17 protein-coding genes are annotated in these 22,749 nt (G+C 52.3%); 5 read left to right on the top strand and 12 right to left on the bottom strand.

What is annotated here, in order from left to right; all coding sequences use genetic code 11:
* Positions 1-57: 57 nt before the first annotated feature.
* The 3 genes from CLOEV_RS15040 to CLOEV_RS15030 are packed head-to-tail and all read right to left on the bottom strand — an operon-like array spanning position 58 to position 3,669.
* Positions 58-660, bottom strand: coding sequence for an RraA family protein (locus tag CLOEV_RS15040; protein WP_051485156.1), 603 nt, complete (start codon positions 658-660; stop codon positions 58-60).
* Between the two features lie 4 nt (positions 661-664).
* Positions 665-1,723 (bottom strand): lactonase family protein, encoded by a 1,059-nt coding sequence (locus CLOEV_RS15035; RefSeq protein ID WP_051485155.1) that lies wholly within the window; start codon positions 1,721-1,723, stop codon positions 665-667.
* Positions 1,720-3,669, bottom strand: coding sequence for an aconitate hydratase (locus CLOEV_RS15030; RefSeq protein ID WP_034444796.1), 1,950 nt, complete (start codon positions 3,667-3,669; stop codon positions 1,720-1,722). The genes CLOEV_RS15035 and CLOEV_RS15030 overlap by 4 nt, the downstream gene beginning before the upstream one ends.
* 146 nt (positions 3,670-3,815) lie before the next feature.
* Between CLOEV_RS15030 and CLOEV_RS15025 the strand changes: the two genes are divergently transcribed.
* From CLOEV_RS15025 to CLOEV_RS15005, 5 genes are all read left to right on the top strand, one after another.
* Positions 3,816-4,703, top strand: a complete 888-nt coding sequence (locus CLOEV_RS15025) for a LysR family transcriptional regulator (RefSeq protein ID WP_034444795.1) — start codon at positions 3,816-3,818, stop codon at positions 4,701-4,703.
* Positions 4,700-5,497 carry a radical SAM protein gene (locus CLOEV_RS15020; RefSeq protein WP_034446176.1) on the top strand — a complete coding sequence of 266 codons (798 nt, stop codon included), beginning with the start codon at positions 4,700-4,702 and terminating at the stop codon, positions 5,495-5,497. The genes CLOEV_RS15025 and CLOEV_RS15020 overlap by 4 nt, the downstream gene beginning before the upstream one ends.
* 294 nt (positions 5,498-5,791) lie before the next feature.
* Positions 5,792-7,021 carry a metal-dependent hydrolase family protein gene (locus tag CLOEV_RS15015; RefSeq protein WP_034444793.1) on the top strand — a complete coding sequence of 410 codons (1,230 nt, stop codon included), beginning with the start codon at positions 5,792-5,794 and terminating at the stop codon, positions 7,019-7,021.
* A gap of 51 nt (positions 7,022-7,072) precedes the next feature.
* Positions 7,073-8,488 carry a YfcC family protein gene (locus CLOEV_RS15010; RefSeq protein WP_008708732.1) on the top strand — a complete coding sequence of 472 codons (1,416 nt, stop codon included), beginning with the start codon at positions 7,073-7,075 and terminating at the stop codon, positions 8,486-8,488.
* Positions 8,489-8,649: 161 nt separating this feature from the next.
* Positions 8,650-9,324 (top strand): GntR family transcriptional regulator, encoded by a 675-nt coding sequence (locus tag CLOEV_RS15005; protein WP_083829523.1) that lies wholly within the window; start codon positions 8,650-8,652, stop codon positions 9,322-9,324.
* Positions 9,325-9,448: 124 nt separating this feature from the next.
* Here CLOEV_RS15005 and CLOEV_RS17625 read toward each other — a convergent pair whose 3' ends face one another.
* The 9 genes from CLOEV_RS17625 to pglX all read right to left on the bottom strand — a co-directional run bounded on the left by CLOEV_RS17625 (position 9,449) and on the right by pglX (position 22,747).
* Entirely contained in the window at positions 9,449-9,715 is a 267-nt protein-coding gene (locus CLOEV_RS17625) for a transposase (RefSeq protein ID WP_169732238.1), read from the bottom strand.
* Positions 9,597-10,037, bottom strand: coding sequence for a hypothetical protein (locus CLOEV_RS17095; RefSeq protein WP_169732171.1), 441 nt, complete (start codon positions 10,035-10,037; stop codon positions 9,597-9,599). The genes CLOEV_RS17625 and CLOEV_RS17095 overlap by 119 nt, the downstream gene beginning before the upstream one ends.
* Entirely contained in the window at positions 10,034-10,159 is a 126-nt protein-coding gene (locus tag CLOEV_RS17420) for a hypothetical protein (protein WP_281172957.1), read from the bottom strand. The genes CLOEV_RS17095 and CLOEV_RS17420 overlap by 4 nt, the downstream gene beginning before the upstream one ends.
* 56 nt (positions 10,160-10,215) lie before the next feature.
* Entirely contained in the window at positions 10,216-10,494 is a 279-nt protein-coding gene (locus CLOEV_RS14995) for an IS5 family transposase (protein ID WP_034444787.1), read from the bottom strand.
* A 258-nt stretch (positions 10,495-10,752) separates the two neighbouring features.
* Complete coding sequence (brxL, locus tag CLOEV_RS14990; RefSeq protein WP_034444785.1) at positions 10,753-12,807, bottom strand: protease Lon-related BREX system protein BrxL; 2,055 nt, start codon at positions 12,805-12,807, stop codon at positions 10,753-10,755.
* Positions 12,808-12,822: 15 nt separating this feature from the next.
* A complete protein-coding gene (gene pglZ / locus CLOEV_RS14985; protein ID WP_051485153.1) occupies positions 12,823-15,336 on the bottom strand; it encodes a BREX-1 system phosphatase PglZ type A in 2,514 nt (837 codons plus the stop codon).
* Positions 15,337-15,360: 24 nt separating this feature from the next.
* Positions 15,361-16,914 (bottom strand): ATP-binding protein, encoded by a 1,554-nt coding sequence (locus CLOEV_RS14980; RefSeq protein WP_034444781.1) that lies wholly within the window; start codon positions 16,912-16,914, stop codon positions 15,361-15,363.
* Positions 16,907-19,126 carry an AAA family ATPase gene (locus CLOEV_RS14975; RefSeq protein ID WP_034444779.1) on the bottom strand — a complete coding sequence of 740 codons (2,220 nt, stop codon included), beginning with the start codon at positions 19,124-19,126 and terminating at the stop codon, positions 16,907-16,909. Before CLOEV_RS14975 ends, CLOEV_RS14980 begins: the two co-directional genes overlap by 8 nt.
* A 24-nt stretch (positions 19,127-19,150) precedes the next feature.
* On the bottom strand, positions 19,151-22,747 hold the full coding sequence (gene pglX / locus CLOEV_RS14970; RefSeq protein WP_034444776.1) for a BREX-1 system adenine-specific DNA-methyltransferase PglX: 3,597 nt from the start codon (positions 22,745-22,747) through the stop codon (positions 19,151-19,153).
* Positions 22,748-22,749: the final 2 nt, after the last annotated feature.

Genomic DNA, 22,749 nt, shown 5'->3' with positions numbered 1-22,749 from the left:
ACGGTCACGCCGCGCCGCGCGCCCTTTTAAAATTACCCGTTACCTGCCGCGTTCGCGCTATATTTCCGCGGACAGCAGTTTCCGCTCTTTTTCTTCCTGCGCCGCTTTTTTCTTTTCCGCGCGGTCGAGTATCTTCGCCAGTTCTTCTTCCTCATAGGGCAGCACGACGACGCCGTTAGCGTCGCCCGCGATCAGGTCGCCGGGGCGCACGGAGACGCCGCCGCAGGAGACCGTCACGCCCAGCGCGCCGTAATCGCTCTTCTTCACCGCGCCGCAGACGACTGCCCGGGCAAATACCGGCAGCCCGATTTCGCGGCAGCCTGCGATGTCGCGCAGCGCGCCGTCTATCACGACGCCGCCGATCTTTTTCAGCGAGGCGCAGAGGCTCTTGTAGTCTCCCCACAGCGAGCCGCGGCAGTCCCCGCGCCCCGCGAGGACAAGGATGTCGCCCGCCCCGGCCTCGTCTATCATGCGGGCTGCCAGCTCCGAGGAGCCCATCGGCAGGTCGGCGGTAAAGGCCTGCCCGACGACACGATCTCCCACAAGCGGCTTTATCTCGTAATGCATGGCGCGGAATGGCTCCATGCCGTCGCAGAGTTCCGGGGTGGAGAGGGCGGCGGCGCGCGCGATCAGTTCCGGGGATATTTTGGGATGCGTCATGAAATTACCTCTCTTTTGTAAAGATAACGCAGACGGGGCTTTCCGCGGCGACGGTACGGCCCGTAAAGACCGGCCGGCCGCTGTCGGCCTCGATCGCGAATTCAACGATAGTGTCGCTGTCTTCGTTCGCAACGTAAAGTTTTTCGCCCTTTTCGTCGAATGTCATGAAGCGCGGCGTTTTTCCGAGCGCGTCGGTAAAGCCCAGCAGCCGCAGGTATCCGGTATGAGGGTCGATAGAGTACGAGGCTATGCTGTCATGAATCCGGTTAGAGGCGTAAGCGAAGCGGCCTCCCGGGTGGATCAGCATCGCGCTCGCCTGTCCCTCGCCGGTGTAGTATTCGGGCAGCGAACTCAGTATCTGCTTCGGCGTGATCTTACCGGCGGCGGCGTCGAAGTCAAAGCAGGTGACGCAGTTCCCCTTTTCGTTGATGAGACAGCCGCAGCGGTTGCTCGGGTGAAACGCGAAATGGCGCGGTTCGTCGTGCTGACGCGCCTCCCGGCGGTCGCTGAGCGAGAGGGAGCCGTCTTTTTCGATACGGTAAAGGTTGAGCGCGCCCGTGCCGGTCTTTCTGCCCTGAATCGGCACGATGAGAAAGTTTCCCTCGACATCCTGGAGACACTGGTGCGGGTAAGATACGGAACCGGCTTCGATGCCCGGGATCGCCGCCTCATGTACCGGCTCCGAAAGACTCCCGTCCGGCAGGCGTTCCAGCGTGGATACCTTACCGCCCTGCAGCGTGGCGACGAAGCACCGCCTGTTGCCCTTGTCGACGGAGATGAAGACGGGATTTTTCCCTCCCGCCGCCGCGCGCCCGATCTGCGTGAGCCCTCCGCTCTCTTCGTCTATTTTGAATGAGCTCACATAGTCTTTGTCGCCGTGTACGCAGTAGAGGAATTTTTCCTCCCGGTCAAAAGCCAGGTATGAGGGGTTTTCCAGCCCTTTGACGAGCTGCGTCTCCTCCCAGCGCCCAAGACCGTCTACGCGGTAGACCTTGAGCCCTCTGCCGCGCGCGTTCCTCTCCTTCGTCGTCCTGCATCCCACATAGGCAAATTTCATCGTCATTTTTCCGGTCCGGCCAGGCGGCGGCTCCGGGCCATGCGCAGCTGCCCGCCGGCGATGAGGATCTCCGCCTCGCGGTCGGTAAGCTCGGCGCGCGCCTCGGCCTTCTCCCCCGTCGTTTTGTTAAGCAGCGTGACGCTGCGCCGCCGAAGCTGCTCCGCGGGGGCGGCGACTGTGATCTCGTCCCCCTCGGAGAATTTGGAAAGGTCGCGCGGGTCTTTAAAAACGAGCGGTAGCACGCCGTGATTTATGAGGTTGTTTTTATGTATCCGCGCCATGCTCTTGGCGAGTACGATCTTGACGCCCAGGTACATCGGCGCGATCGCCGCGTGCTCGCGGCTCGAGCCCTGCCCGTAGTTCTCTCCGCCGACGATGATGCTCGGGCCATATTCGCGGCAGCGGGCGGCGAAACCGGGGTCGACACGCCCGAAGGTTATTTCGCTGATCGCGGGAATGTTCGAGCGCAGCGCAGAGAATTGGGCGTTGGCCGGTATTATGTCGTCCGTGGTGACGTTGTCCCCCCGCACGGCGGAGACCCTAAGCGAATATTCCTCCGGCATCGGGGTATTTACCGGCATCGGTTTGATGTTGGGACCGCGTATTATCTCGACCGCGCCGCCCTCCGCGGGCGGCGTCAGGATGAGGCGGTCGTCGACGGCGAACGTCTCCGGTTCCCTTATGCTTTCCAGCACGGAGCAGTCGCACACCTCGGAGGGCGCGGTGATATATCCGGTGAGGGCCGTGGCCGCAGCGACCTCCGGGCTCGCCAGATACAACGAGGCGTCGAGCGTGCCGCCGCGCCCCCTGAAGTTGCGGTTCGAGGTGCGCAGCGAGACTCCGTGCGTCGCGGGGGCCTGCCCGATGCCGACGCATGGGCCGCAGCCGCATTCAAGCACGCGCGCGCCGCTCTCCACCAGCCTGCCGATGACGCCGTCGCGCAGCAGCTCGCAGAATATCTGCCGGCTTCCAGGCGCGACGACGAAGCTGACGTCCTCGTGGGCGATCCTCCCGTCAAGTATCCTCGCCGCTTTGACAAAGTCGGTATAAGATGCGTTCGTACAACTGCCGATAAAGACCTGTCCGACCTTCACGCGGCCAAGCTCCGAGACCTTCGCCACCTTGTCGGGCATGTCGGGCATCGCGACGAGCGGCTCCAGCTCCGAGAGGTCTATCTCCGCTCTTTCGTCGTATCCGGCGTCCGGGTCGGGAAGCAGCTCCTTCCATTGATCCGCCCTCCCCTGCGCCGCGAAAAATTCGCGCACGGCTTCGTCGCCGGGAAATACCGAGGTAGTCGCCCCCATCTCGGCGCCCATGTTCGCGATCGTCGAGCGGTCTCTTATATTGAGGCACGAAAGCCCCTCGCCGCCATACTCAAAGACCCTGCCGAGGCCGCCCTTTACGGTGTACCGGCGCAGCATCTCAAGGATCACGTCCTTCGCGGAGACGCCGGGGCGCAGCTTCCCCTTGAGCTCGACGCGGACGACGGCGGGCATCTTTATATATATCGGCTCGCCGGCCATCGCCATGGCGACGTCGAGGCCGCCCGCGCCGATCGCGAGCATCCCTATCGCGCCGCCGGTCGGCGTGTGGCTGTCCGAACCCAGCAGTGTCTTTCCCGGAACGCCGAACCTCTCAAAGTGGACGGTGTGGCAGATGCCGTTTCCCGCCTTTGAGAGAAAAATGCCGTATTTCTTGGCGATCGTCTGTAAATAGAGGTGATCGTCGGGATTTTTATTGTCGGCGTAGAGCAGATTGTGGTCTATGTAGCTGACGGATTTCTCCGTCCTCACCCTCTCTATCCCGAGGGTCTCGAAGGCAAGATAGGCCTGCGTCCCCGTGACGTCGTGCGTCAGCGTCTGGTCGATCCTGATCGCTATCTCCTCCCCCGCCCTCATAACTCCGCCCAGCAGATGGCTTCCGATTATTTTCCGGGTAATATTCTCGCCCATGCCTTATGCCCCCTATATATGTTCTTATGCGATTTCTTGATGCACATAACTTTAAATGAGGAACATCCGGCTGTAAAATTACCGTATTTCATCGTCCTCCATACGAAAGCTGTATAATGGAAATGGCCGGGAAAGGAGAGAGAAGGTTGAGAGAAGAAGACTTCAGACTTTTGACGGAGCTGTATCGTACGCCAAACATGACGAAAGCCGCGGAAAGGCTCTTTATTACCCAGCCGACGCTGACCCGGCGCATCCAGCAGATCGAGAAAGAGTTCCGGACGACGATACTCCTGCGCAGCAACAAGGGCGTAGTATTCACCCCGCAGGGCGAATACCTTGCGGCGCAGGGGGAGAAGCTGCTCAATTTTATGGGCGAGATGAGGGAAAAGGCCGGCGCGATAGAGCGAGGAAGCTCCGGGCGCATAAAGATCGCCGTCGCGAATTCATACGGCGAATACACGCTGCCGGCCCTGCTGCAGCAGTTCAAGGCGCTTCACGCGAACGTGGCCTTCGACGTTATCACGACGCTGAGCGGCAACGTCCTGAAACTCGTAAGATCGAACGAGGCGGAGGCGGGAATCATAAGAGGCGATTTCAGCTTTCACGGATCCAAAAAACTCCTGAAAAAAGATCAGTGCTATATCTTTTCCAAAAGCCCGATCGATCTTATGGACCTGCCGCTGCTGCCGATGATCTCGCACCCGATGAGCGCCCCCAGCAGTTCCATCGTAAACAGATGGTGGAACGAACATTTCAGCGTCGCCCCCAACGAAAGCTACCGGGTCGGAAGCCTGTCCATCTGCCGCGAGATGGTGATGCGCGGCCTGGGATACGGGATATCGATGGTGGAAGACCTCGACCCCGCGGGAGAGTTTTATCACATCCCCATGTACGATAAAAGCGGGAAACCGGCGGAGAGGAACACCTGGCTGATAAAAAGCGACGCCGGCGGAGAGGGCGCGCTCCTTGACTCCTTTATAGATTTTCTGCTCTATAAACATAACGCCGGAGAATGGCCGCGCGGAGAAAGATGAATGTCGTCGTAAGGCATGTAAAGGTAAGAAGTCTCCTCTCGCCGACAAAACTTGGCGCGGATTTTGTGATAAATCCCTACGTCGGCTGTCCGCACGGCTGCGTTTACTGTTATGCCGCCTGCATCACGCGGGCGAGGAGCGGCCGTACCGAACCGTGGGGGACCTTTCTTGACGTGAAACACCCGACGGCTCCGGTCGATCCCGCCAGGATATTCCACAAAGAGATACTTCTAAGCTCGATGACCGACGCCTACAACCCCTATGAGGAACGCTCGCAAGCGACGCGCGACATCCTCCGTTCGCTGCTGCCGGCACAGCCCGGGATCACGATCCTCACAAAGTCGGCGCTTGTAACGCGCGACATCGACCTCTTCAAAGAGTTTCCCCGCGTGAAGGTGATCTTCTCCTTCAGCTCGCTGGACGACGGCTTTCGCCGAAAAATGGAGCCTCACGCCGCCGCCCCGCTGAAAAAGCTCGCGGCGCTGCGCGAACTGCGCGAGGCCGGCGTCGACACAGCGGTGATGGCGGCGCCGATATTTCCCGCGATCACCGACTGCGCCGCGATAATAGAGGCGGCAGCCCCCTACGTGTCGGAGATGAATTTCGACTCGCTGAACTTCCGCAGCCAGAACAGGGAACGCCTCCTCGCCATGACCGCCGCGCTGCGTCCGGAGCTGGCGGGACTCTACGACGAGATCTACCGCCGGGGGCGAAAGGATTACTGGCACAGGCTGCGCGGGGAGATAAAAGAACGATGCGGGCGGTGGGGGATCAGGGCGGCGGTATTTTTTTAACGACGCGCCGCCGCCGGCAGCGAGTCCGTAAAAGTATATATTTTATCTCGGCGCATACAAACGATTTTATGTGAAATAGCTTTTATCCCAGATAATCAAGTCGACTTTCACCCGCAGCCGGATCGCCCCGCCGGCAAATTTTCATATTTTTAATTAATTTTCAGTAATTTTATACTTTTCAACAAACCTATTGCATATTTGCCGGGGTAAATATATAATACAACATGTACCATATATCGTGCATGTTGTACAATTCAAAAAAACAACATCGCGCCTGCTTAAAGAGGGAATCTTATGACATACAAGCTTTTCAAAAACGCAAATCTTATTGACGGGAACGGCGGCGAAGTGAAGGAAAACGTTTCGCTCCTCGTGGAAGACGACCGTATCAAAGAGATAGGCGGGAGCATCAACGCGCCTTACGCGGACGAAGTCTTCGACTGCAAGGGCAATACCGTCATGCCCGGCCTGATCGACGCGCATATGCATCTCGGCCTCGTCGAGATAGAGGTGATCAACCTCTCCCGCAGAAACGCACCCGGCCTGATGGCGGCAAGAATGTTCAAGAATCTCCGCGAGGCGCTTGATCAGGGTTATACGTACGCGCGCGACACGGGAGGCGCCGACGCCGGTTTCAGAGAAGCGGTGGAACGCGGATACGCCGCCGGGCCGCGGCTGAAGGTATGCGGCGCGGCGATCGCCCAGACCGGAGGCCACGGCGATGACCGCGTCGCTTCGGAGACCCGTCCCTATTCGGAGCCCTATATGGGATTCCGCTCCGTTCTTGCCGACGGCGTGCCGGAGATGCTGCGGACGGCCCGCGAGAATATCAGGCGCGGCGCCGATTTCATCAAAGTGATGTGCGGCGGCGGCTGCGCAAGCCCCACGCAGGGGCCGGAAACTTCGCAATACACCCTTGAAGAGCTGAAGGCCGCCGTGGACGTGGCCGAGTCGGTGGGAAGCTACGTCGCCTCCCACAGCTATTCAAACAGGAGCATCCTGCTCAGCGCGGACGCGGGAATCCGCACGATCGAGCACGCGAACCTGATGACCCGGGAGACGGCCGCCGTCGTCGCGCAAAGGGGAGCTTTCATCATACCGACGCAGATAACCTATGAGATCGTTATCGAAAAAAGCCGCGATATCATCTCAAAGTTTATATACGACAAGTTTGTCTCCGTCTGCGAACGCGGATATGAGGCGATACGGAACGCCATGGAGGCCGGGATACCAATAGGAGGTGGAACAGATCTTACCGGCGAAAACACAAAGTACGCTTCGGGAGCCATCGCGTACCAGGCCAAGGCGATGGGCCCGATGGGGGCGATCGTCGCTTTCACAAAGACCAACGCGAAGGTCCTGAAGGTGGAAGAAGAAACGGGGACCCTTGAGGTGGGCAAACTCGCGGACATCCTCGTGGTCAACGGCAGCCCGCTTGATAATATCGACCTTTTTAAGGACCACAGGAAAAACCTGCTGCTGATCATGCAGGGCGGCGGCGTCCACAAGAACATCCTCGTTTAAAACAGGGCGGCGCTGATTCTTATATTTTTTCGTATGGAGGGATAACAAAAAATGAGCAATAAAGCACAATCACCAGAGATCGAGACGAAAGGTTTCCGCGTTCCCCATGTGTGGGCGATCATCCTCCTCTGTCTCATAATGGCCGGAATCATGACGTACATCGTACCGGCGGGCGTGTATGACAGGGTGGAGGTGGCAGGGCGCCAGGTCATCGATCCGGCGACATTCCACTTCGTCGAACCCTCGCCGGTCACACCTTTCAACTGGTTCGTCTGCATCATCGACGGGCTCACCGCCTCGATGGCCATTATGTCGATGATATGGTTCACCATCGCGGCGACGGACGTTTATACGGAAAGCGGGACTCTTCATAAGATGGTCGGCTGGATCATCAAGGTCTGCCGCGGCAATTACCTTCTAGTGATGGGCGCGCTGATGGCATTTTTCGCCGTCCGCGGCGCGATGGGAGCCTTCGAGCTCCATATCCCGTTCGTCCCGATGACGATCGCCCTCGCCCTAGCCTGCGGCTGCGACGTCATGACCGGGCTCGCGATCGCGATGATCCCGACCTTCGCGGCGTTCGCGTACGGGCCGATAAACGTTTACACCGTCGCCGTGGCGCAGGGCATAGCCGGACTGCCGGTCTATTCTGCGATGACTTTCCGCGTCGCGGTGTGGCTTGTGATGATGGTCGTCACCTTTTGGTTCGTCCTGCGGTACGCCGCGAAGGTAAAGGCAGATCCTTCCGCCAGCGTCACCGGCTTTACCAACCCTTCGGCGGCGGATATCGATATCGCCGCACTGCAGAAGGAAAAAATGACCGGACGCCAGAAGCTCCTGATGATAATGCTGCTCGCGACCATCGGTTTGCAGATGGTCGGGCCGATGCTCTGGAAGTGGAGCTTCGCCGAGATCGGAGCGCTCTGGCTCATCTCCGGCATCATCGCGGGGATAGTCGCGGGATTCAATAACGAACGGATCTGCGAAATAATGGGGAAGGCCTGCGCCGGCGTATTTGTCGGGGTTATCTGCATCGGCTTCGCGCGCGCGGTATCCGTCGTACTGACAAAGGGGAATATCCTTGACAGCGTCATTTACGGCCTCTCCATCCCCCTCAAACAGATACCCTCTTCCCTCTCGGCACTCGGAATGCTGGTAATACAGTCGATCATCAACTTCTTCATCCCATCCGGCTCCGGTCAGGCGGCGGTAACGATGCCGATCATGGCCCCGCTTGCGGACGTAGTCGGACTCACGCGCCAGACCGCGGTCATGGCTTTCCAGCTTGGAGACGGGCTTACAAACATGGTCATCCCGACGATGGGCGCGCTCGTGGTCTACATCGGCGTCGCGAAAGTGCCATTTTCGACCTACTTCAAGTGGGTGCTGCCGCTCTACGCGATGCTGATGGGAATCGGCGCGGTCGGACTGCTCATCGCGACATTCACCAAGCTCGGGCCCTTCTAAAGACCTGTTCCCAACAGGATATATACCTACGGCTGCGGCAGGCCGCGCGGCTTCCCTATTTTAAGGGTTTTCGCGCGGTCCGCCGTATTGTATTTATTTCCGGAATTATTCTATAATGGGACAAACGACGCGAACAAGCCATTATTCTGTCTGGAGGATTTATGATGCAGCCCATAGTCAAAGTACCTACGTTGAGCGAGTTGGCTTATGAAAGCATAAAGGCACAGATCCTATCGTGCAAAATACGCCCGGGTGAACGGATAAACATCGACCAATACTCGGAGAATCTGGGGGTCAGCACCACCCCCGTCCGCGAAGCGCTCTCAAAGCTTCAGCAGGAGGGGCTGGTACAGTACATACCGCGGACCGGCTGGAAAATATCTAGGATATCCAAGCAGGAGTTCCGCAAACTGCAGGAGGTAAAATCCCTGCTCGAAATCACGCTTGCGGAACGGGCGCTGCCCTTTATAAAGCCCAACGACATTCCCCAGATGATCCTGCTGAACAATGAAATGAGGGAGCTGTTCAAGCCCTGTGCCGGCGGGAAACCTGACCTTGAGAGGCTCCTTGAGGCAAACGACCGCTTTCATATGTACATCTTTAAGTTTTACGACAATGACATTATGATCGAAATATTGCAGCAGACATGGAACAACCTCCGGTACGCGAGGCTGATCTGGATCTCGTCCGAAGAGTTCCTCAACAACTTCTACGAGGAGCACAATGAAATAATCGCCGCCATCAAAGACCGGAACGGCGCCGCGCTGAGAGATGCCGTGGAAAAGCATCTGCGCTGCGGCCTGGGCTACATGGAAGCCTGTCTTGAGGATAAGTAGGCCAATGAAACCAGTGATAGTATAGAACGAAGATACGCAACACTATAAGTGCCTATAGTAAAATATATAAAAACAGGGTGCAAAATTGGCTATACTTAGCCGCCGCTGAAAAACGCAGTTTTTCCTAAAATTTCAAGCACCAACTCAAAAACCCGGCGTTGAACCCCCAAAACGTCGGGTTTTCTGCCTTTAGATAAATTTGAACAAAAATCCTGAGGCGGTTCAGGGTCTTTTTCAGGTTATGGGCAAAGCTTGCCATCAGAGCGTTGATTTCATCTCCGATCCGGCCTTTCAGGAAATTCCTGTCCATCCCGTAATCTCGCTTCAAATGTCCTATTATCGGCTCGATGGCGTTTCTTCGCTTCAGTTTTTTCTTGAGCGATACCGTCATTGCGCCTTTCATGCCCGGAATATGGATGGCGCACGCAGGGTATCTCTTTGTGCTTTGCTTTGCCTCTGTAGCCTTTATCGCAGTAGGCGGCGGCCTTCCTGTATTTGCGCCTCCTTGAAAACTGCCAGCTCGCGCGCCGAAGGACCGGCACCGTCCTGGCGTAGGTCCGTTTGAGTTTGACTCCAGCCCGTTTCGCCTCGCGTACCAATAATTCTATGCCCTTGGCGTAGAGTTTGAGGTCTGTAGGAAATGTTATGTCGTTTTCCTGTACCGTCGTGTCTACGATGACACAGCCAAGGTCTTTCGGTTTAAGGCATTTCACATGCGCATCGCCGTCTCAAGGCTTTCTTTGAGCATCGTTTCAAAACCTTTGGGACCGGTCCTCTTGCGCCATCGCGTCATTGAGCTGGAGTCCAGCGGCAGCTCTGTCATGAAGTATTCCATTCCGCATAAGTGAGATAGGAAATCTTTGATTTCCGTAATCGAACTTAGTATGTTCATCAAAAATACTGCCAGTATGGGTTTTCTAGGAATTCCATAACTGTCGCTTCGTCTGAAAGATCGCGAAGGCCTTTAAGATAGTGAAGGCCGATCATAAGTCTTGTCGGAAGTCCGGGGCGGCCTTTGTTTGCAATGTAGACCTCGCCTAGTGTACTCTCGAAGGTCTTCCGGTTTATTTTATCGCCCAGTTTTACGAGTTCATGGTCCATATTGATCATGTTTTCGAGCCTGTCTTGAAATAATCTATCCTGAGGTTCTTCTGTGGTCTTTGGCTTCATTATCGTAGTTTTCTCCTAATAACTACATATTTTCTACGTATATTTTACCTCAAATTTAAAGATTTATGCAGGCTCTTACTGGATTCTTTGAGTTTTTCAGCGGAGACTACATATATAGGTCTATATTGGCAAAAATACCGTGCCTTTAGAGAGCCTTGATCTACAAATTTTGCAAAAGATAAAGATCGCTGAACCTTGAGAGACCAACGACTCAGCGATCTTTGTGCGGAGAGAAAGTACAAAAATCAGGGAAAACTTCTATTCCGCGCCGAGCGCTTTGAATACCGCTTCCTGCGGGGTGGTGTAGAATATCAGACTGAAGGCCCCTATTAGGTCTGACGGAACGGCGGCTATATCGGGGGCGGAGGTAATGGGCAGCAACACTTTTTTAGCTCCGCTATCAAGGCAGATCTGAAGGGCGTTGGCCAGCTCGCCTACTTTTATGATCGAACCGCCGATACTCACGTCACCAAGCACGGCGAGCCCCGCAAGCGCAGGCTTTGACAGCGCGCCGGAGGCTATCGCTATTACCGTGGGCAGCGTCAGGCTGCTTGTCATGCCTACGCCGTTCATATCACGGTAATCTATCATGTAATCCTTGTGCTGCATGCTGATCGAGCGGCTTATCGAGCCGCCGTTAGCTTTGAGATACGCGAAGGCGGTATTCGCCGCCTCTTTAGCTTCTCGGTCAGAGCCGAGGCCCGTCCGCTCGAACTTTCCTCCGCCCTGTGTTACCTGCGTTTCAAGCCTGAAAACGCCGAACATGCCGGACGAGCCGCGCGACACTGTATAAACGCTCCCGGGGTTGAGCAGACCGTCAGAGATGAGCTTGCCGCCGCCCTGCTCCGGCACGGGCACGTACTTTTCTTCGAAGCTATCATTATCCATATAGGAAAAATTGACGTCGTAGAACTCCATGCCGCCAATTTTCTTCAGCTGTTCCTTTACGCGCCTGCGGCTTTCGAGCGCGAAGCGCAGCACCTCTTCGCCCTCTTCTTTTGAGAACGCGCCGTCCGGGTAAAGAAGCTTCACAAGTCCAGACACCATCTTCTTCACCGCGATTACGTCGCGCTGGTTGAGGTCTTTGCCCAGCCTGAACCAGCGCGTATATGCGTCGGCCCATGAAAGCTTGCGCAGCTCGCGCATGACCTCCGCAAAATAGTCCGTTATAAAGCCCGTCTGGTTCGTAAAAAACTCAGGCCGGTATTTCGGTATCTCCCAGCCCGGCACATAACAGTGGAGGCGGTCGAGGAACGCAGTGTCGTTGGCCATTGCTTCCGGGAACGGCGAAAAGAGATGCGACGTCTTCAGCACAACGTCGACGCTCTGGTTTATATTGCCGACAAAAACCATCGAGGCATACGCGTTCTTCTCCTCTTTGCCGCGAGCGAACGAGCCGGAGGCCATATAGTCTTTCATGATCTGCACGCCGTCTTTATCCTTAAAATTTATGCCTGCGACTTCATCGAACGCCACGCAGTCCCACAGCCCTACAAGGCCGACGGATTTGGTAGCCATGTTATAAAAGAGGTTCGCGACCGTCGTCTGCCCGCCGGATATGAGGATGCTGTTCGGAGATATCTCTTTATATATATGCGACTTGCCCGTACTGCGCGGCCCCAGCTCGCACAGGTTTACGTTATTCTCGACAAGCGGGACCAGGCGCGCCAGATGCAGCCATTTGACGCGGTCGTCGAAATGCGACGGCTCCATGCCCACGCTGCGGAGAATGACGTCTATCCATTCGTCCTTCGTGAAATTTTTGCGAGCCTCGGTATACTGGGCAATATCCAGGCCCGGCATCTGAACGGGGGTGAGCTTGGCTATGATAAACGGACAGCGTGATTTATCGTTCTCATCGAAGAAATATTCAAGGCGCACGATGCACCAGATCCCGCCGCAGAGCAGACGTTCAAACTGTTTCGGGTAATCGTCGGATATCGGCACGTTCTTTATGCCCAGGTTCGAGAACTCCGCCGTATAAATATCTTCTTTGAAATTAAGCCGTACGGAGACTTTGTCTATCACAGTATAGCTGCCGGCCTCGCGCAGCTTAGAGAGTATCTTCTGCGCTTCGTCGGGACGCACATAATTCTCCGCGAGGATACTGCGCACGCTGTTGACTCCCGCTTCAATGTCCTTTTCGTCGCCCGACGAGCAGTACATGCCCAGCAGGTACTCCAGCACATAGACTGGGACGTTCGCGCCCTCTTTTATGCGTTTCGTAAGGTCCTTGCGGACGATCTTTCCGGCAAAGTATTGCTTCAGCTTGTCTTCAAGCGCGGTATCTATGACCTGAACTTCGTCAGCCATCCCGGGGCCTCCTCGTTAAAATCCGAAATCGTCGGCAAAAGCGACGTCCATAATGACCTGCTGCCTTATAAGCGGTTCGCGGTACCCGTCCCCGCCCTCCGGCATGACTACCAGGTAAAACTTCTCGCCAGTGCCGTACCTGCGGTTCTTGAAGGTGAATCTGAACCTGACTATGCGCTTTGCGCTGTCAGCCTCGCGGATATCCGCGTTGAAGACGTTTTCGTTTGAGATCTTCCCGCCGCTTTCATTGGTGAAATATATACGGTAAACTGCTTCCTTCACTACGTCAGTCACCGGTTCCGTCTGGAAGAATTCGAAACTCTGCATCAGGCTCGTTATCTTTGTTCCGGCGGACATCAACACCGTTATCTGCGCCGGCTTCGTCTCCTGGCGTCCGCGCAGCGTCTTCACATCTATTATTGGAACTATCATTTCCTGCGGCGACGCGCCGCCGTGCACGTAATTCAGCCCGCCGCCCTGTGTCTTGAATATGCTTACACCGCATGGAACACTGACTGTGCGCTTATCATCCGCAGAAGCCCAAGCAGACAGCGGAAAGCTGCATATCCCATCTGCGTCAGGCCGTTCGCCCGTAATGACGTAACGCTTGCCCGCGCCGGCGCCCTTCGCAAGCCCTTCGAGCTTGTCATATTCCTGCACTTTGTCGCGTTTATATATGAATCCGTGATCCGCAGTGACAATAAAATGCCGCGCGGAGACAGTCTCGGTAAGGCTTCTGATAAGTCCGTAAATCTCCGAAATGGCCTCTTCGCAGGCGGCGAATACCTCGTTTTCAGTATTTGCCTTGTCGCCGCGCGCGTCTATCTGGTTATGGTAGATATAAATAACGTCTTTATCTGCAAATATCGGGCGCAGTTCCTCCCGTTTTGCATTCATGACGTCGTCGAACAGCAAGCATCTGCTCTTCGGCGCGGCCGCCTGGAGTATCGCCTCGCGCTGTTCGGTAGACTCGCACGGGCGCCCGTCAATAAGCGCCTTGAAATCTTTCGTGACGGAAAGCGCCTGGTGCGGCAAAAGCGCCGCCATACCGAACTTCGTGACAGAAGGCAATACGCCCGCCATAGCCTCTATCTGCGCCGAGCATTTTTCGTCACGCGCCAGCAGCTCCGCAAGCTCAGCCGCAGCTTCATAACGCAGCGCGTCGGATATGATAACTATGACGCGCCCTTTAGATAGGTCCACAAACCTGTTCCAGAAGCGCTGCTGCGGAGGCAGTGCCGTCTCTGCGCAGGACGCGGCTATCGCGCCGCTCCATGCGCCGCAGAGTTTGTCCAGATAAACGTTGGTATAAATGGCTTCGACACGTTCGCGAAGCGGTTCGAACTGCGTCCTGTCAGCAAGTCTGTCATAATGGAGATAAAAAACCCGGTAGGCGGCGTCGTTGCGCCATCCGGCAGACGTGTAGAATTTCGCTATATCCGCGGCCTTTTCAGGGCAGACGAAAGCCGCCGCGCCGACGACTGCGAATGCTTTTTCAAGCATAGCATAACGTTCTTTGTACGCTTCGCCGAAGTGCTTCGCAGCGCGCAGGCGGCAAATCTCCGGTATGCCCAGGCTCAAGAGCTTAGCGCCGGTATTTTCCGCCATAAGGCATCCGACGATCCACTTTATTATTATATCGTTGATCTCCGCGAACGCCTCGCATTCAAGAAGCTCCTCCGGCTGCATCTTTGAAAGCCAGCCTGCGGCATCCAGCTCCGACACCGCGGACGCCGAGAGTACGTCGAACGTTCCGCCGCACTTTACGTTGTTCATCATATTATCCATAAAGGCGACGACCGAGCCGGCCTTTCTACATCTGTGTGCGGCCAGGTTCGCAGGAAGCTCGGCAGTTATAAAATGGCCCGCGAAGGTAATAAAAAAGGCGAGCATGAGCCGCCTGAGAGTAGGCTCCGCGTCTGCAAAACCGTAACGCTCGCGGCATAAACGCCAGAACGGCTCCGCAAGACCGAACTTCGCGAACTCCGCAAAGTATTTATTATCCGCGTCGGTACCGGCGCACAGCGTCTCACGCAGCGTCTCTTCAAATGAAGCCGACTTGGCACGGCACAGCGCAGAAAGCATCGCGATGACGACGGCGTCTTCCGTCCATACTTCGGCCTTCAGTTCATAGAAGCGCGCGGCGCGTTCCTTCGCGGTGAAAAATTTTATATGGCGCACTACGACGGGCTTCAGCTCTGACGGTATCCCCAGGTCTGCGCATATCAGAGACGGAAGGTCCGCAAAAAACTCGCGCGAGTACCGCAGCGTATCCGCAAGATGGTCGCCGCGGATATCAGGCCTTGCATACGGCGCATAAATGAGATACTTGGACTCCGTGTCTTGGCGTTCAAGCAGATATTTCATCCGGAGCTGCGCGCCGGGCTCGAACCGTAGCACCTTCGCGCCGTCAAGCGACAGGCCGTTTATATCCTCGGCAAAGTCTCCGGCAGCGTCATACCAGAAGACGAGCCGCTCGCCGGAGCGGAATATTTCGTTAAGTTTATCGGTTATCGTTTTGAGGTCCATTGACGCCAGCTCCAGTAAATAGTCTCATTTAGCATTTTCTATTAGTATCCAAACTCCGGAACGTTTAGTCCCTTTTCGCTTAATGATATTTTTTGAACGAAGAGTTGCTAGCCTCCTGGCAACACTTGCCCGCGACACTCCCAATTTATTGGCAATCTCAGAATAACTCGCATGCGGGTTTTCTAAAATAACCTTTATAAGCCTTGCATCCTTAGTGTCATTAGTCTTGTCTAACTGCCCATCTAAGGGCTTTACAGTATCATTCACATCCTTATTAGTCTCATTTACAGGCTCAATAGTCTCACCATTAGTCTCATTATGAGATTGATTAGGCTCAACAGTCTCATATTCCAGTATCAGTGTCACGCGGTCGGGCGATAGCTTTTGCGTAAGCTCCGGCTGTTTCCATCCGTTCTTTTGCCATACAGTCCGAATATTATAGAGGCCGCTTCCGGCCCGTTCGCCTATTGCAAGGAAAGAAAAAACCTTAAAAATAACCGCGTTGCGCGGGTCCGAGACGCCGCCGCTCATAGCCTCCTCAATGCTTATGCGCATAGAGCCGGGATTGCCTATAGCAACGCGCCCAGGCGATTTTTCTACGACAATGCCGCGCCTGCCGCAGTAGTCGGAATGAATGAGCGCGTTTGCGAGCGCTTCCCTCATCGCCTTATGAGCCTCTGTATCGTCTACGCGGTCCAGCCCGTCTTTCAGAGCAAACGGGACTTTAAGCCCCGCAGTCATGCGCGCTATTATCTTGAAATAAAAGTCAAAAAGATTGCCACTCCAGTCTCCGGAAGAAGAGACGACGCGGTCGGACCAGCGCTCGGCCCCGGGCTCCGTCTCACGGAAATCGAGGAAATAATTCGGGAACTCCTTAACGATGTCATATTCATTGGCGAACATCAGAAGGCCGGCCTTTGTAGGGTGCAGCCTGTCGTCTTCGCCTATCCTGACAGCGCCTATCTTTTCAAGGAATTCGACGTCTTCAAGGCTGTTCCAGATATGGTCAGGCTTAAAGACCCTGAATCGGTTTCTGTAGCTTTTCAGCGTATCCGCATTGAAAACAGCCGGCGTCATTTCCGGCACGGTCGCCGTATCCAGCGGCATATCCGTCTGGTCACGCACCATCGCATTTATCTCTTCGCGTGAACAGTGGTAATCGCCCTCACTGTTGCGGCGGAACGTCCCGTTCAGCAGGTCTCCGCCAGTGAAGACGGGGCGGTAATGCCTATCTGCGGCGGGAATCTCTATAACGACGATGTTATTCCCATCAGCCTCTTCGACACGGACGTGCCTGTCATGGAGGATATTGACGCTGACTTTTGCCCTGTCATTGACAGCGCTCCAGAAATCTCGGATGATCTTCTGAGGATCGTCGAGCCCCACAACACGCAGCGATTTATCCTCGTTTTCCGCAACGCCCAACAATATAACCCCGCCCAGCGTGTTGGCAAACGCGGAATAAGTAGCCCAAACACTCTGCGGAAGGCCGTGTGCTGCGCTTTTGGCTTCTAAGCACTCATTCTCGTATTTGAATTTACTTAAATCAGATAAAATATCTTGAATTCTGTTATTCATCTTTTAAACCCAACATCATATTAAAATGGCTAATCTGGTTCGCAAAGGCAAAAATCTTTTTAAAAATATTAAAATATAATTCGTTATTTTCATTGCTCGGCGGAGAATAAAGATCATCAGTTATTCCATGAGATCCGCTATTGATCCAGGAAAATAATGAATGGCAAATTTCTTTTTCTTGTATTGTCTCTAGTCGTTCTATAATATTTTCATATTTATATCCACCTAAAATGGTAAAATAATATTCTAGAATCCTACGCATATTATTTTGTAATGAGATATTGGTCAAACTATCATAATTTTTTATTTCATCCCACAAGAGGGTATAAGAAGATCGTATCGGATTATGCTGTTCATAATGATCAATAGTTGTCTTTCGGTCCATTTTTCTTAGTATCCAGAAAAAAGTTTTTCCATTCTCACTTTCTCTGCTGTTTATAAAAGATAACTCTTGATGAAAATATAAATTATGCGTTAGTACAAATAGTTGTTTGACATTTGTTACCCCAGTCTTTATATCTGTAATTATAGCCTTTATTAGACTGGAAATTATAAATAGTATGTGTGTATCTAGGCTTGAGATGGGATCATCAATTATTACAATACGATTATTTCCAATATTATTAGTATCAAAATTACCTTTTATAAGCTGAAAGAAGTAAATGAACGTTATAAAAGTTATTTCTCCTTCACTGAGCGTGTCTTTTACCAACGTCCCATCGTCTCTTTGAATTTGATAAAAATTCGTTTTTTCTGTTTTGGTAATTTTAAAACCAGAAAAGCCGGAGCATTTTAAGATATTATTCATTTCATTAATTGAAGGCTCAATACTCACAATCCCTTTGGTTAATGTTTCTAACTCCATTTTTAATGAGGCAATATCTTGATTAATCTGCCCAACTCTTTCTTTTAAATTTTTCATACCATTATTCTGCCCGGCATTTTTTTTACAATAGCCTTCAAATATATCTTTGTTTTCACTTAATATAAAACTCCATATCAGGCTAGTAAGATTGCAAATTTCTTCTTTCTGATTTAGAACTAATGCGTTATTATCATCAATAAACCTATTAGCATTTTTTATTATATCTGCTATTTTTTTTATAGATTCCTCAGTAGAGGAAATACTAATAATTCGGCTAGGTTCTTTTAATTTATTCTTAAAATATTCTAGATTATGCTTAATCTGCTCGCATAAAGATTTTTGCACCTCTATTAAATGGGGTATATTTACATTCTTATTAACTTTAATTTCGTATTTGTCAGCTAACTCACCTATCTGCTTTATAATCCGAGCTGAACAAATTTCATAGTTTTGTATTAGATCTTTTATTAAATTTATATCTCTTTCGAATTCGCCGCTGAAATATTCCTGTAATTCATTTTTGAATTCCGATGTAATTGTATGTTGCTGACAAAATGGGCAAACGTCATTTTCTCTTATATAATTTTGTCCTTGACGAACCCAGTCATTGTTCTGTAAGTAATTGATTAGAGAAGCGATTTTTATATCTTGCTTTCCTATTATATTCTTTCCCCATATTTCGTTGAATTCAACATCAATAAGTCTTTTTATGCTGCTTTCATCAATGTTTGTTATATTATTTAAAACTGTAGACTCTTTATTAAATAGGATATCAGCTTTATCTTTTAATTCCTCATACGTATTACTATTTTCATTTAATGCTTGATATTCTTGCATTGCTTTATCAAAAAACTTTTGCTTACTATCCCTGTAACCTTTAAATGCCATAGCAAAAGGTCCTTCATATTTCTTATAAAGTTGTCCCCAGACAACTTCAATGAAATCGGTGGTATCATTAGTCATTTCTTTTGTTAATCTATCTATTGAATCATGCACAAAATCTAACTGTCCTATATCTTTTTGAAGTAGGCCTTTTTTTTCATTTATCTTGTTTTGTTGTTCTTTAGAAGATTTTCCAAGAGTAAATATTCCTGGAACTTCATCATTACCAAAATTTTCTTCTTTAAATTTTTTATTATAGACTAATATTTCTGGTAATTCTGACTCCTCAAATTTCACATTGCAATCTTTATAACATACATTACTCATGTCTTTTAAATAATTGCTGATAGTAGTTTTTCCTGTCCCATTGTCACCATAGATTATATTAATAGGCTTACAGTCTTTGATAAGAATACCATTGCCATCGTATGTAGCTATATTTCTTAATGTAATAGACTTTATCATTATGTTCTCCTATTTTTATTATTTCTACTTTATTTTAGCTAAGATCTCGAGGTTTTGGGCGTCTTTGGCGGTTTGGAGTTTTTCGTAGTTGGCTTTTACTCCGTCGTCGAGGTCGAGGGAGATGCGGGCTGCGGCCAGGTGGGATATTTTCTGGTCGTAGGCTTTTATCTCTTTTATCTGGCGCGTCAGTTTTTCCGCGGCGGCTTTTGCAATGGCTTTGTCGCGCGCGCTGGGGGACTTTTCAGCGGCCTGTTTTTCCATTTCTAGGCGGCGCTCGTACTTTTCCTGCAGCGGGTGCAGGTACTCAACGCGCATGTTGCCGACCGTGTCCGCGTTATAGCGGTGCAGGTAGAAGAGCGCCTTGAAGCTGTTTTCTTTGCCGCTGTCGAAGAGCCAGTAGATCGGGCGCTTCTGATAAATTTTGCAGTGGTCTTTAAAGAAGTCGTTCAGGAAATAATTCCGCAGCGCGGCGCGCGGCGTTGCGCCTTTAGAGCCCAGGGCGCGCGCGATGAAGTCCAGGTTTGCTTCCAGCGTTTCCGCGCCGAAGGCGGCGCTGACGAAAGCCGCGAAGCGCGTCACGATGTCGTCGCTGAAATATTCTTCGTCCGTTATGGGGACGCAGTTGTCGGCGTCCGGCATGAACGTGGAGTATTTTGATGCGTTCCAAGCTCCGCCAGCGTAGGCAAGGCCCGGCGTGGCGAGCGAGTACCGCCCGAGGATACAGCCAACACCGTAGGAGACGAAGCTGCGCACGTCGCGCGCGAGGTCGGCGCGGCGTACGGTGACATCCTTATCCTCTTCTTCCGGTGAAAGTTCGTCCTGAAGGCCGTATATGTCGATGAAGATGCGGTTCAGCTCTTCTTCGTTCGCCTTTAGCTGTGCGAACTGTTCCGCGGCGTGAGTCTGCCACGCGTCGAAGGCGTGTTCGGCGAAACCGTCGGTCTTGAACGCGAGGAACGGGTGCGTTTGGAAGTCCCAGGAGGTTTCAAAGGAGTCCCAGTCGGATTTGGAGATGTCGATAGCTTCACTGACATATTTGCAAATAATTAATTCATGAGGACATGAAATAACAACTGGCACCTTTGCTACATCCCCTGCATTCATATTAATGGTGGGATTAAGTATTTGAGTAATACAAGATGTAATTTTTGTATTCAATAAACCGAGAATATATAGAAGAAATTTCTGTGGAAAACAAGCAATTCCAGCAACATTAAACATAAAGCTATTGGGGTAGTATCTCACAGAAAAGCCACCACTTGTTACTAAAGACCAACTGAGGCTCTCTTGAAAATTGTAAGACAAATTTTGCGGACGAGAACGAAGTTTTCCGTATTCATCCTTGTAATTTAATATTTCCGCTCCCTCATTTTCCCAGTTTATAACATGCTCCTGATTTCCGTACCACCGTCTAAACTCGCCACCTTTATTAATAGGCATCCATTTATAATTTTTATTACTATAAAAACCAGTTTTAATGGCACTTACTTCAAACCATAGTCGCAAGAATCTATTATTATCGCCTGTTATTAAACCTTGTCGTGGAGATGCGTAAGAGTCTAAGTTCCGATTCTCTCTAATTATAGATAATAGTTTACTACTCACCCAGTATGCTACAGGGGCTCCTGGGATTCCTGTAAAATCACCCTGATCCGCGATGTAATTCCCAAATCCATCAAGAAACCACATTTCTTTCTGCTCAATAGTATCTACAGCACCTTGCCTTGGGAAAAGGCGCTTATAATTTCCTATATATTTCTGTACGCTTGTATTTTCAATAACAAATGAAGTAGTCCCGAAATCAGACCCAAATACGCCGCGTCCTAAATGAAGCATGTTTATGAACAAGTCTTTTTCAATCAGGCTCTTCCGCAGCTTTTCATAACTTGATAAAAACATCCATACAGGAATGTTTAGCATAGCAATAAATCCGTCTTTAGAGCAGAACCGCAGGCACTTTTCCATGAATACTGTGCTCATGTCAGACTTTGTGTCCGGGTAATTCTTCTTAACATACTCCGACAGCGCAGCGTCCATGTTGCTGCTGCCCATATACGGCGGATTTGTTATTACTGCGTCGTATTTCTGCGCCATTACCTTTGCCTGCTTCACAAGCGGCAACAATTCTTCCAGCGCGTCCGTTCCTAAACCGATGCCGATTTTTTCGGCTTCGCTTGTCTCTTCTATGCTTTTTATCAGCGCACCGAAATCCACAGGCTTCACGTCCAAGATGCTACCGTATTCCTTCGCGTCGCTGAGGTCTGCTTTTATGCTCCTTATCGCGTCTTCCAGCTTTTCATCGCCGTGCGCCGCGTATTTGATCAGCTCTTCGGTTATGAAATTGCTCTCCTGTATCGACCAGAGGTTCGTCCTCGGCCTGTGTCGGAAGAGGAACCTGTCATACTGCCTCGCCTTCATCATCACGGCGAAGTAGGCGAGCTGATAGGCGCGGTCGTCAATGTCCAGGCCGTAGAGATTATTTTTTATTATAGAGACTGCCGCGTCTTTCGGCGCGTAGCCGCAGGACTGGTAGATCTGCATCAGAAGTTCGAAGGCATAGACTAAAATATGACCGCTGCCCATACAGGGATCGATTATTTTTATCTCTTCCGGGTGCAGGTCGCGGCGCTGTTCGCGCATCGCGGTAAGCTCTTTTTCGACCTCGGGCTCCTGCGGAGCTTCTGGCAGATAGTATTTCCATCCGAACCCGGCCACCGTCTGCGCGTCGTCGGCGGCTTGGCCCACAGCGCGCAGGTGTTCCGTCCAAATCCGGCCGGCGCTGTTTTCCACCATGTAGCGCACTATCCAGTCCGGCGTGAAGAGCTGCGTTACGGCGGGGATGCGTTCTTTCGTCACCTTCACGTTCTTTTTGAGCAGCGCGAAGGCTTCGTCCTTCGGCTCGGTGTTGTAGAACTGATACAGCCAGCCGATTATTTCGACCTGGCCCTCTTTTTCGACGTTGAAGTCGTCTTCGGATATCTCCGACGTCAGGCTGCGCACGAGGCCTTCGGGATCGCTGTATGAAATGTTGAGTAGCAGTTCCGTCCAGTCGTCGGTCTTTTCAAAGAGGCCTGGGAGTATTTCGTTGAGCTTGTTGCACTGCTTTATGAAGAGCATCCGGAAGAGCTCGTCGAGCTGGCGTGTTTCGCCGAATTTCAGCTTCTGCACCGTCTGCCGTTCGGCCTCTGTGAATTCCAGGTCCGAGTCGAAGGGGCGCGTTACCAGGTCCGGTTCGGCCTTTGCGCGGTCTTCCGACGACAGCACGCGCACGCCGGAGGGCAGATAGTCGTTGACCTCCATGAAGCGCACTGCTATGAGGCGGTTGAACCAGGTGTAGGCGGCCTCTTCCATTACTGCTTTGTAGGCTTCCGCGTATGTTCCGCCTTTGGCGCGTTCGCTTATTTTATCTGCGAGCGCGGCGCGCATGGCGGCTTCGCGGCCCGTCAGCATCACGGGCTCCGCCGCGCCTATGTCGATGAAGAGCGCGTCTTTTGTGGAGCCGGGGGCGGCGGGCGCTATGCCGTTTTCCGTGATTCCGCAGAGCCGGGCCCTGTATCTGGCGTCTTCTATCGAGCGCACGCGCGCTTTTACGGCGAATTTTTTTATCGCGTTCTTGTCCATTG

The sequence above is a fragment of the Cloacibacillus evryensis DSM 19522 genome (assembly GCF_000585335.1).
Taxonomy (GTDB): domain Bacteria; phylum Synergistota; class Synergistia; order Synergistales; family Synergistaceae; genus Cloacibacillus; species Cloacibacillus evryensis.
The sequence above is the reverse complement of the archived record's forward strand: the minus strand, read 5'-3'. Positions and strand labels throughout refer to the sequence as shown.

Coding starts and splice junctions, on each gene's coding strand:
- CLOEV_RS15015 (WP_034444793.1), top strand. CDS start 5,792: ATGACATACAAGCTTTTCAAAAACGCAAATCTTATTGACGGGAACGGC.
- CLOEV_RS15020 (WP_034446176.1), top strand. CDS start 4,700: ATGAATGTCGTCGTAAGGCATGTAAAGGTAAGAAGTCTCCTCTCGCCG.
- CLOEV_RS15030 (WP_034444796.1), bottom strand. CDS start 3,669: ATGGGCGAGAATATTACCCGGAAAATAATCGGAAGCCATCTGCTGGGC.
- CLOEV_RS15005 (WP_083829523.1), top strand. CDS start 8,650: ATGATGCAGCCCATAGTCAAAGTACCTACGTTGAGCGAGTTGGCTTAT.
- pglZ (WP_051485153.1), bottom strand. CDS start 15,336: ATGGACCTCAAAACGATAACCGATAAACTTAACGAAATATTCCGCTCC.
- CLOEV_RS14980 (WP_034444781.1), bottom strand. CDS start 16,914: ATGAATAACAGAATTCAAGATATTTTATCTGATTTAAGTAAATTCAAA.
- CLOEV_RS15035 (WP_051485155.1), bottom strand. CDS start 1,723: ATGACGATGAAATTTGCCTATGTGGGATGCAGGACGACGAAGGAGAGG.
- brxL (WP_034444785.1), bottom strand. CDS start 12,807: ATGGCTGACGAAGTTCAGGTCATAGATACCGCGCTTGAAGACAAGCTG.
- CLOEV_RS14975 (WP_034444779.1), bottom strand. CDS start 19,126: ATGATAAAGTCTATTACATTAAGAAATATAGCTACATACGATGGCAAT.
- CLOEV_RS15040 (WP_051485156.1), bottom strand. CDS start 660: ATGACGCATCCCAAAATATCCCCGGAACTGATCGCGCGCGCCGCCGCC.
- pglX (WP_034444776.1), bottom strand. CDS start 22,747: ATGGACAAGAACGCGATAAAAAAATTCGCCGTAAAAGCGCGCGTGCGC.
- CLOEV_RS17420 (WP_281172957.1), bottom strand. CDS start 10,159: ATGGAATACTTCATGACAGAGCTGCCGCTGGACTCCAGCTCAATGACG.
- CLOEV_RS17625 (WP_169732238.1), bottom strand. CDS start 9,715: ATGACGGTATCGCTCAAGAAAAAACTGAAGCGAAGAAACGCCATCGAG.
- CLOEV_RS15010 (WP_008708732.1), top strand. CDS start 7,073: ATGAGCAATAAAGCACAATCACCAGAGATCGAGACGAAAGGTTTCCGC.
- CLOEV_RS14995 (WP_034444787.1), bottom strand. CDS start 10,494: ATGAAGCCAAAGACCACAGAAGAACCTCAGGATAGATTATTTCAAGAC.